This is a genomic window from Streptomyces sp. 142MFCol3.1, assembly GCF_000424945.1.
In the GTDB taxonomy this organism is placed as follows: domain Bacteria; phylum Actinomycetota; class Actinomycetes; order Streptomycetales; family Streptomycetaceae; genus Streptomyces; species Streptomyces siamensis.
Genome location: NZ_AUKV01000030.1, coordinates 97,264 through 106,822, shown reverse-complemented (window position 1 = coordinate 106,822; position 9,559 = coordinate 97,264). Strand labels below are relative to the sequence as shown.

The window sequence follows — 9,559 nt, the reverse complement described above, 5'->3', positions numbered from 1 at the left end:
AGCCGACCTCCCAGACCTGCTCGACATGCGGCGTCAAGGACGGATGCAAACCCCTCAGCGTCCGGACATGGACCTGTACCGCCTGCGGCAGCGTCCATGACCGGGACCACAATGCCGCGATCAACGTGAAGACGGCCGCCGGACCGGCGGTATCGGCCTGCGGAGCGCCGGTAAGACCAGGAGCGATCCCGGCACAGCGCGAAGAAGCAGGAAGCCACGGATTCCCGACCCAAGCCCGTGCCGCGTAGCGGCACAGCAACGATCGAGAAGGCCAGAATCCTCGGGCATCAGCCCGAGGAGCAAGTCAAGGCTGAGAACCCTGGACCGGGCAGCGGAAGGCAGATCCTCGGCGAGCGCGCACCAGGTTCGGGCCCGTATACGCGGTCTCTTGTGAAACGAGGTGCGCAGCCGGCGGACACGGCGCCCGGAGCGGGCGTAGGCCCGGTGCGGCCTATGACCCGCCAGTCGGCTTCTCTGCCCCGTACGAGCTGTGCCGAGGCTCGATAGTTGTCACCGGCGGAGCCGAAAAGGCTGGCAGAAGGGCCGGGCCGAAGCAGCCTGGTTGTCACCTGGAAGGCAGGCTACTTGTCGCAGACGCCCGGTGCCTTTCGATCCCTCACCTCGTGGTCCGCCGACGGCTCGGGCTCGACGGCCGTACCGACAAAGCGTGACGGCGCCTGTCACGGGGACGCGCATGCGCCATCTCGCCGGGGCGGCGCGAACCGGAAGCGCGTCACCAGGGCACCTCTCCCTCGTCGTCGAAGAAGCGGCCCGTCGGCCCGTCGGCCGATACGGTGGCCAGCCGGATCGCGGCGGCTGCGCCCTGCTGGGGGGTGCGCACTCCCCGGAAGCCGTTGAGGTCGGTCGCCGTGAAGCCGGGGCAGACGGCGTTGATCAGGATGTGGGTGTCGGCCAGTTCCTTGGCGTACTGCACGGTGACGGCGTTGAGGAATGTCTTTGACGGAGCGTACGCGATGGCGATGGGGCCCGTCTCGGCGCCAGGCGTGGTCTGGAGTGTGAGGGAGCCGACGCTGCTGGAGACGTTCACAATCCGCGGCGACGGCGAGCGGCGCAGCAGAGGGAGCAGGGCGTTGGTGACGCGGATGACGCCGATCACGTTGGTCTCCACGGCCGCCCGTACCCGGTTCACGTCGACCGTGGTGGGCTCCTGCGGTCCGCCGCCGGTGATCCCCGCATTGTTGACGAGCGCGTCGAGCCGCCCGGCCCGCTCCTCCATCAGCCGAGCCGCCGCTGTCACGCTGGCGTCGTCGGTCACATCCAGCGGCACGCCGAACGCGTCGGCTCCGGCCGCGCGCAGCTTATCCACAGCGGCCTCGCGCCGCTCCTCGTTCCGCGCGCCGATTCCGACGGACCAGCCGAGGGCGCCGAGCCCGGCGGCGATCTCGTACCCGATGCCCTTGTTGGCCCCGGTCACCAGCGCGACCTTGTGGTGGTTCACGGTGTTCGTCTCACTCATGACATCGATACTTCTCCCGCGCCGGGCAGGGCGTCCAAGACCGACTGGGTGGACGGCGATACCGCCCGGGTATTGCTCCTGGCCGTCCCGGTTAGGCTGGCGGTGTGGAGACACGTGAGCTGCGGTACTTCGTCGCGGTCGCCGAAGAGCTGCACTTCGGCCGGGCCGCGCAGCGGCTCGGGATCGCCCAACCCCCGCTGTCGCGCGCGATCGGCGCGCTCGAACGGCGCCTGGGCGCCCTCCTGCTGGAGCGCGGCAGCCGGGGTGTCGCCCTGACCGGGGCAGGGGCGGTCCTGCTGCGAGAGGCGCGCGCGGCGCTGGACGCCGTCGAGGCCGCCGAACGGCGCACCCGCCGGGCCGCCCTCGCGGCGACCGGCCGCCCCGCCGTGGTCCTGGCCGCGAAGGCGGGCGCCTCCGGTGAACTGCTGGCGAAACTCCTCGACGCCTACGCCGCCGAGCCCGGCACCGTCGCCGTGGACGTCGTGCTGTGCGGGCCGGGCGAGCAGGCACGGTTGCTGCACGACGGCCGGGCCGACGTAGCCCTGCTGCATCGGCCATTCGACGACACCGCCGGCTTCGACACCGAGGACCTGCACTCCGAGGGGCAGGTCGCGATCCTCCCGGCGGGCCACCCTCTCAGCGCCCGCCCCCACGTGCGGCTCGCCGAGGTCACCGACCTTCCCGACCTGCCCCTGCCCCGCTGGCCTCGCCCCGACGGCACCTTCCCGGACGGCCCCGGACCGCAGGTGCGCGACCACACGCAACTCACTCAGCTCATCGCCCTCGGCCGCGCCTGCGCGGTCGTGCCGGAGTCGGGCCGCACCGGCCTGCGCGAGGACCTCACCGCCGTACCGGTTGCCGACGCCCCCCACGTCACCACGGTCATCGCCTGGCCCCCACACAGCCGCTCAACGGCGGTCGCGGGGCTGGTCCGGGCGGCCACTGCCCTGTGACCGACGGCGGTGAACGCCGGGACACCGTGATGGATTTCGGGGACAGCGTCCGGTCTGCCATCAGCTCCCGACACCTCGTGCGGTACAAGGTGACTGGCCTGCACCGGCGTTGCCGGAACCAGACCCCTGGCACAGCCAGACTCCGACGCGAAGTGACAACAGGCCTGCCTTGGTGACACCTATCGCGCCTCCGCTCAACGAGCCCTTGAGCGGCGATGCGGTGTTCCAGGCCGACCAGACCGTCCCGAGCGCCTCAAGCTCCACCACGCGCCGGGCTCCAAGGGTGTTGGCGCCGTAGGAGCGCCGAACATCCGCCGGCCACCGCCCCAGCGGACACCCGCAGGCGGCGCCCCACTCCTCAGGGGCCGTGAACACGTACAACACCCGCAGGTCGGTGCTGCCGGTCTCTCGTCGCGGCCTCGATACCGCGGCGCCAGTACGCGCCTTCAGGGTCGATCCGCAGCGAGATGAACCGGGCCGGCGCGAACGGATCCCGCTCCTCACTCGACCTGCAACACCCCGCGCCGCCCCGGACATCGCACGCCGGGCGTCCGGCCGTGCTGTCCGAAGCGGCTTGTATCCTGCACGCATTCGACGATCGGCGATCACAGATACGGGCATGCGGGCACCGGGGTGGGCGTCCAGGGGCGAGAGCGCGGGGATTTCGATGAGTGACGCACATCCGATACGAAGCCGCGGACCGGGCCTCTCGGTCGGCGCGCGCATCATCGCCGTGGTCGTCCTCGCCGCGATCGGGGCCGTCTGCGCCTGGCTCCAGCACGACGCTCCCGGCCAAAGTGCCGAGCCGCGTACGGAGTTCACCGCGCACAACCCGCCCGCCAATCTGCCCACCGCGCTCACCACCGGCCAGCACCTTGACTGGTCCCGCTGCACCTCGCCGCCCACCGCGCGCACGGGCTACGACTGCGCCACCATGAAGGCCCCCCTCGACTACCGGAAACCGGACGGCCAGACGATCGACGTCGCCCTGATCCGCCGCAAGGCCACCGGTGCGAACGCCCGGCGCATCGGCTCGCTCGTCCTCAACTTCGGCGGCCCCGGCATATCCGGCGTGAGCGGACTGCCCGACTTCCTCAACCAGTACAGGCCGCTCCTCGACCGCTACGACCTGGTCTCCTTCGACCCTCGCGGCGTCGGCGCGACCATCCCCGTGCGATGCGGGAAGACCGCGGGTGACACCGGCTACGACGGCGCCGACGCCTGCGCCGAGCACTCCGGGGCGCTCCTGCCGTACGTCGGCACCTCGCACACCGCGCGCGACCTCGACCTGATGCGCTACCTCCTCGGCGACGAGCGGCTGCACTACTTCGGCGTCTCGTACGGAACGGCGCTCGGCGCCATCTACGCACACCTGTACCCCTCGCACGTCGGACGGCTCGTCCTCGAAGCGTCCGTCGACCCGACCGAGGACCTCGCCGAGAAGCAGATCTCGCAAGTCAAGGCGGTCCAGGCGGCGTTCGACCGGTTCGCCGCACACTGCGCGGCCCGCATCCGCCACTGCCCGACCGGCGAAGGGCCCCAGGAGGCCGCGCGGCGCATGACGCGCCTGGCCGACCGCCTGGAGAAGAAACCCGCCCCGGCAGGCGCCGGAAGAAACCTCGACGCCGACGACCTCGCGTACGCCGTCAGCGACCATCTCGACCTCGGCACGGACGGCTGGGCGCCGCTCGCCAAGGCCCTCACCGCGCTGATCGACCACAACGACGGCCGTTTGCTGAGCAAGGGCGCGGACGACATCGGCTCCGCCGACCGCGCGGCGACCCCGCCCGACAACAGCCGCGCTGCCCAGACCGCGATCACCTGCGCGGACTCCAGCCTGCGCCCCGGCTTCGAACGCCTCGACCGGGACGAGGCTCGCATCAAAGCCGCCTCACCCGTCTTCGGCGCGGCCTGGTCCACCGGCGTCTACCTCTGCTACGACTGGCCCTTCGACGGCGAGCGCGCCACGCTCCAGGTGAACGCCGACGGCGCGGCCCCCGTCCTGGTGGTCGGCGGCACCGGCGACCCGACCACCCCCTATGTGGGCGCCCGCCGCATGGCACGCGCCCTGGGCGACGGCGTCGGCGTCCTCCTGACGGCCCAGGAGGAGGGCCACGGCACATATCCGCAGAATCGCTGCGTCACCAAGGCGGTGGACCGCTACCTCAGCACGGGCCGCACCCCGGCCCCGGGGACGGTGTGCCGGGGCAGCATGTCCTGAGGCTCGTACGGATCCGCCGGGCGGCCGTCAGCACACCGGTGCGCTCGCAGGGGCCCCGGTGCTCGTCGGGTGTGGTCTACGGCTGCTACGGGCAGGGTCGACAGCTGCCAGGCCGACCACGTCGGCGGGTCCTCGGGGTTGCCGATCTCCCCGGCCTTCTGCCGCGGCTTCAGCAGGCGGGCGGCCAGGTTCGTAAAAGCCGGCAGGTCCGGGCCAGGTGCCGGGTGGCTGGTGTCGCGTACCGGCGGGTGCAGCCGCGCGAGGGGCAGCGCGTCCAGCCCGGTCGCGGAGTGCCAAGTCAGCTTGGCACTTCCTCCCGTCGCGGGTCTTCGCCGGCTGTGGCGGGGATGGCGTTGTCGATGAGGGCGGCGGCGATGGCGGCGGCGGTGGGGAAGGCGTCGGCGTTGAGGACCCGGGTGCGGGCCGCGGCGCCGTCGATGAGCAGCGCGAGCTGCTCGCCGAGTTGTTCAGGGTCGGCGGCGCCGGCTTCGCGGGCGGTGTCGGCGAGCCGGGCGGCGACGGCTTTTTTGTAGTCGCGTGCGTACTGGGATGCGGGGTGCTGGGGGTCGTGGAGTTCGACGGCGGCACCGATGTAGGGGCACAGGGGGGTGGTGGGGGGATGTCGAAGGCGGCGAGGAGCCGTTCGCGGGGCGTGAGGTCGGTGCGGTCGAACACGCCAGGCAGAACGGAGGGGTCGAACTGGCGCAGGTACTCGGCGACGAGTTCGTCCTTGCCGGCGAAGTGCTGGTAGGCCGTGCGCTTGGACACCTCGGCCGCTGCGCAGAGCTGGTCCATGCCGGTGCGGTTGATGCCCTGTTCGCGGAACAGCTGCTGGGACGCGCTGAGGATGCGCTCGCGGGCGCCCCGGCCGCGGCGGCGACACCGGCGCCACCACCGGCATGGCGCTGGCCGGCGCGAAGCTGTTCGTCGACGAGGGAGCGCACGTCTTCATCACCGGCCGCCGCCAGGACGCCCTGGATGAGGCCGTGAAGCAGATCGGCCGCAACGTCACCGGCGTCCAGGGTGACGCCGCGAACCTGGACGACCTGGACCGCCTGTACGACACCGTCAAGCGGGAGAAGGGCAGCCTCGACGTGCTGTGGGCCAGCGCAGGCGGGGGCGAGCCCGCCCCGCTCGGCGAGATCACCGAGGCCCAGTTCGACACCTGGTTCGGGCTCAACGCCCGCGGCACTCTGTTCACCGTCCAAAAGGCCCTCCCGCTCCTCAACGACGGCGGCTCCATCCTCATGACCGGCTCCAACGCCTCCCTCGGCGCCTTCCCCGGCTGGAGCGTCTACGCCGGCAGCAAGGCCGTCCAGCAGGCCTGGGCCCGCATCTGGCTCAACGAGCTCAAGGACCGCCGCATCCGCGTCAACGTCCTGACACCCGGCCAGGTCGCCACCGCCAAGCAGGAAGAACTCTTCGACGAGGTCACCAAGCGCCAGTTCGAGTCCCTCATCCCCCGCGGCCAGATGGGCCGCCCCGACGAGATCGCCACCGCCGCCCTCTTCCTTGCCTCCGACGACTCCAGCTACGTCAACGGCATGGAACTCGTCGCCGACGGCGGTACCACCGCCATCTGACCCGAACAACCCACACCCAGGGCAGGACATCTCATGAGCAGCATCAGCGTCATCGGCACCGGGAACATGGCCCGCACCATCGGCGCGCGGGCGATAGCGGGCGACAACACCGTCGAGGTCATGGGCCGCGATCAGTCCAAGGCCGCTGACCTGGCCAAGGCTCTCGGCGGCGGCACCACGACGGGAGAATGGGGCACCGCCCCGGCCGGGGACATCGTCATCGTGGCCCTGTTGTACAACGGTGTCGTGCCGGCCGTCGCCCAGTACGGAGACGCTCTCGCGGGCAAGGTCATCGTCGACATCAGCAATCCCTTCAATTCCGCGTTCGACGGGCTGGCCCACCGCGAGGAGACCTCGATCGCGCAGGAAGTCGCCAAGGCGGCCCCGGCCAGCGCCAGCGTGGTGAAGGCGTTCAACACCGTCTTCCGCCATGTCCTGGAGAAGGGGCGGCCCGACGTCTTCATCGCCGGCGACAATGCGCAGGCCAAGGCACGTGTGGAGGCGTTCATCGAGACCCTTGGGCTGCGCCCGCTGGACGTCGGCGGCCTGAAAATGGCGCACTGGCTGGAAGGAGCGGGCGTGGTCACGGTGGGCCTCGCCAACCACGGGGTGGGGAACTTGGACTTCGCCCTCAGCATCACCGAACTTCCCGTCAGAGCAAACGGTTGACGGATTACTGAAAGGACAGCGCCCGCCGCGGAAGTGGCCGCCGCCGCATCACGGCGACGGGCAGTAAGCGGCACCCAGGCCATCCGAGGTAGGCCTACCTCCTGGTGATGTCGAGCCTGCTGTCCATATCGATGTGAAACTCCCGTACGGGTTGGCGTGGGACCAGAACCGCGGGGACGGCCCGCGCCGGTCTGCGGCGGTGCGCTTCCCGACTGGTCCACTGCGGGTCGCGGAAGACCGCCTGGAGAAGCTGAGTGTTGATCAGGATCAGGCTTAATTGCAGGAGATGGAGTACGAGCAGGGAGACCTCGGCGTGCTCGCGGTCGGCGCCGGTGAGGACGCTCTCGCGGCCGTAGAACCGGCCAAGCAACGCTGCCAAGGCATGGCACCCGACAGGCATGTCACAGCAGCAACGCGACGTCAGCCGCAATCGGCACAGGCTCCGAGCGGCCATACCCCTGAGCCATCACGTCCCGGCCGCCGAAGCCAAGGACGGGTCGGCAGCGAACCTGTCCGCCACCGATACGGTGAAGTTCACCAAGGCCACCGGCCAGCGCCCGCTTGCAGTTTTCGCCGATCAAGGCGGGGGAACTCGCCGTGTGTGGTCGCATATGGAGCGGAGCAGCGGGTGCGCATTCCGGCGCTGCGGGCCGGCTGGCTGAGACAGACGTTCGTGCACTGGGCCTTCCCGCCGGACGAGGTCCAGGCGCTGCTGCCCGGGGAACTGGTGGTGGACGAGTATGACGGTGCCGCGCGGGTGGGCCTCACCCCCTTCATGATGGTGGATGTGCGCCTTCCCGGTGTGCCTGTTTTGGTGCCCGGGCTTTCGACCTTCGCGGAAACCAACCTGCGGACCTACGTCCGGCATCGGGACGGGCGGGAAGGGCTGTGGTTTCTGTCCATCGAGGTGGCCTGCCCGCTGATGCTGGCGGCCCGGGCCGTCGGCGCCCCGTACAACCCGGGAACGCTGAGCGTCTCCGTGGCCGGGGACGTCGTTTCGTACACCGGGTCCAGACGGGGTGGCGACGCCTCCTACCGCCTGATCGTCCGGCCCGGCGACCCGATCACGCCCACTGAGCGGGACGTGTGGCTGACCTCGCGTTGGCGGGCGTACACACGGCGGCTCGGCATGCTCTGGGAGACGCCGGTCGAGCATGAGCCCTGGCCGTTGAGGGACGCCGTCGTCGACGTACTCGAGGAGACGCTGACCACCGCTGCGGGCCTTCCCGCGCCCACGGCCGAGCTCGTGGTGCATTTCTCAGAAGGAGTCAGGCATGTGCGGCTTGGGCCCACCAGGCCCAGTGTCCCGAGGCCGGGATCTTCCTGACCTCCGGTCGGGAGCAGGGCAATGAGCCGAAGGCACCTCCCTGCCGGTCTGTGCCCGCGGCTGCGATTCGACGGCTGGATCGCGGGCATCGGCACTTCGTCCGGGACGCGCCTCGTGCTGGGGCACTGGAACCGGTCGCCGTTCGGGCCGTTCAGCGACGTGATGATCGAGCGGGCCGACGGGGAGCGGCTGCTGCTGGCCCCCTCAGGCCGTACGGCGGACTTCGTGCGCGGCACCTACCACTTCGACACGGTGTGCGTCGTGCCGGTCGATGTCCGCGTCGCGGACGGCACCTGGACGGTCACCGCCGGCCCACTCGGCCTGTGCTTCACCGTCGGCCGCCGGGGCGTAGCGGGGCTCTTGCTACGGGCCGTGCCCGGTGTACTCGCCGCCCGCCCGGCATGGGCTGCATTGACCAACTGGCCCGCCCGCCTGCTGCCGGCGCACGTGCGGACCCGCGGCAGCGCGGGTGCGGGCCGCCGCGAGTGGTACGGCGTACGGGATCTACGGCCGGTCCGCGCGATCTCGGCGGTCTTCGAGGGCCATGACCTCGGTGCGATGGCGCCCGTCGATCCGCCTGTGCGCTTCGGGTTCGGTTCGGTGCCGCGTAAACCCACCCTCACGCGGGTCACGACGACGGTGGAGCTGCGCGAGTGGCCGTCGTTTCCTGCCAGGCCGGCCGACACCTGAGAACGGAGCCGGAGGGACGGCCCATGACCAAACCAGAGTGCCGGAGCTGGCGGACACGGTCGCGGTGGCGCACGGCGCGTTCAACGTCGTGGGCGGGCTGTGGCCGCTGCTGCATCTGCGCCGCTTCGAGTGGGTGTTCGGCCCGAAGACCGACGTCTGGCTGCAGATGACGACGGGCGGCCTGACTGTCCGGGGCCGGTGGTGGCCGTTGCGTACGACCAGGCGCCGTCCGTGCTCGTCGGTCTCGGCAGCCAACTCGGCTATGTACTGGTTGACTTCCGCCTCCAGCGCGGCGGCCAGCATGCGGCGGGGGCCCTCGCGGACGATCTCGTCGATCAGGGAGCCGGACGCGATACTGCCGTCCGCGTTCACTACGCTCAGCACGGGCGTGCCTTCCCGACCCGCGCTGCGAACGCGGGCCTACTCGGCGGCCTTCAAGGGATCATCGGGAAGGTACGCCCTCCGCGTTCCTCCCGGCATCGATCCACAGGTTCCGAGCATTGCTCCAAGGCCTGCCCCGGCACGGGGGAGACAGGTCGCCCGTGGCTGGGCAGGACAGTGAACTGCACAGTTCCTTCAGAAGACGTCTCGGCCTGCGGCCCGGCACATCGGCACAGAAAGCGACCGCTTGCGCGAGCG

General features: G+C 70.8%; 9 protein-coding genes and 2 pseudogenes. 7 read left to right on the top strand and 4 right to left on the bottom strand.

Features of this window, described 5'->3' with window-relative positions; all coding sequences use genetic code 11:
• On the top strand, window positions 1-248 hold a 248-nt coding region (locus H305_RS51430; RefSeq protein WP_158690632.1), incomplete at its 5' end, for a zinc ribbon domain-containing protein.
• A 485-nt stretch (window positions 249-733) separates the two neighbouring features.
• Here H305_RS51430 and H305_RS0134490 read toward each other — a convergent pair.
• A complete protein-coding gene (locus H305_RS0134490) occupies window positions 734-1,477 on the bottom strand; it encodes an SDR family oxidoreductase (protein WP_037766211.1) in 744 nt (247 codons plus the stop codon).
• Window positions 1,478-1,581: 104 nt separating this feature from the next.
• On the opposite strand from H305_RS0134490, the gene H305_RS0134485 reads away from it, so the two are divergent.
• Window positions 1,582-2,430, top strand: coding sequence for a LysR family transcriptional regulator (locus H305_RS0134485; protein WP_028804468.1), 849 nt, complete (start codon window positions 1,582-1,584; stop codon window positions 2,428-2,430).
• A 667-nt stretch (window positions 2,431-3,097) separates the two neighbouring features.
• Window positions 3,098-4,651, top strand: coding sequence for an alpha/beta hydrolase (locus tag H305_RS0134480; protein ID WP_028804467.1), 1,554 nt, complete (start codon window positions 3,098-3,100; stop codon window positions 4,649-4,651).
• A 27-nt stretch (window positions 4,652-4,678) separates the two neighbouring features.
• Here H305_RS0134480 and H305_RS55255 read toward each other — a convergent pair whose 3' ends face one another.
• Window positions 4,679-5,446 (bottom strand): TetR/AcrR family transcriptional regulator, encoded by a 768-nt coding sequence (locus tag H305_RS55255; RefSeq protein ID WP_234021356.1) that lies wholly within the window; start codon window positions 5,444-5,446, stop codon window positions 4,679-4,681.
• Window positions 5,447-5,532: 86 nt separating this feature from the next.
• Between H305_RS55255 and H305_RS47890 the strand changes: the two are divergent.
• Window positions 5,533-6,234: pseudogene (locus H305_RS47890) on the top strand (SDR family NAD(P)-dependent oxidoreductase); the annotation flags it as partial.
• A 33-nt stretch (window positions 6,235-6,267) separates the two neighbouring features.
• Complete coding sequence (locus H305_RS0134470) at window positions 6,268-6,903, top strand: NADPH-dependent F420 reductase (protein ID WP_028804466.1); 636 nt, start codon at window positions 6,268-6,270, stop codon at window positions 6,901-6,903.
• A gap of 94 nt (window positions 6,904-6,997) precedes the next feature.
• Here the strand turns inward: H305_RS0134470 and H305_RS47885 are convergent, their stop codons facing one another.
• On the bottom strand, window positions 6,998-7,282 hold the full coding sequence (locus tag H305_RS47885; RefSeq protein ID WP_158690631.1) for a Tn3 family transposase: 285 nt from the start codon (window positions 7,280-7,282) through the stop codon (window positions 6,998-7,000).
• Between the two features lie 249 nt (window positions 7,283-7,531).
• Here H305_RS47885 and H305_RS0134460 point away from each other — a divergent pair, with 249 nt between their 5' ends.
• Window positions 7,532-8,230 carry a YqjF family protein gene (locus tag H305_RS0134460; RefSeq protein ID WP_037766207.1) on the top strand — a complete coding sequence of 233 codons (699 nt, stop codon included), beginning with the start codon at window positions 7,532-7,534 and terminating at the stop codon, window positions 8,228-8,230.
• 21 nt (window positions 8,231-8,251) lie between these two features.
• Entirely contained in the window at window positions 8,252-8,920 is a 669-nt protein-coding gene (locus H305_RS47880; protein WP_051371264.1) for a hypothetical protein, read from the top strand.
• A 183-nt stretch (window positions 8,921-9,103) separates the two neighbouring features.
• Here H305_RS47880 and H305_RS51420 read toward each other — a convergent pair.
• Window positions 9,104-9,304, bottom strand: a pseudogene (locus H305_RS51420) (IS256 family transposase); the annotation flags it as partial.
• Between the last annotated feature and the right edge of the window lie 255 nt (window positions 9,305-9,559).

Bases quoted from the DNA above. Each gene is read 5' to 3' on its own strand.
- H305_RS0134490 (WP_037766211.1), bottom strand. From the start codon at position 1,477: ATGAGTGAGACGAACACCGTGAACCACCACAAGGTCGCGCTGGTGACC.
- H305_RS0134480 (WP_028804467.1), top strand. From the start codon at position 3,098: ATGAGTGACGCACATCCGATACGAAGCCGCGGACCGGGCCTCTCGGTC.
- H305_RS55255 (WP_234021356.1), bottom strand. From the start codon at position 5,446: ATGGACCAGCTCTGCGCAGCGGCCGAGGTGTCCAAGCGCACGGCCTAC.
- H305_RS0134470 (WP_028804466.1), top strand. From the start codon at position 6,268: ATGAGCAGCATCAGCGTCATCGGCACCGGGAACATGGCCCGCACCATC.
- H305_RS47880 (WP_051371264.1), top strand. From the start codon at position 8,252: ATGAGCCGAAGGCACCTCCCTGCCGGTCTGTGCCCGCGGCTGCGATTC.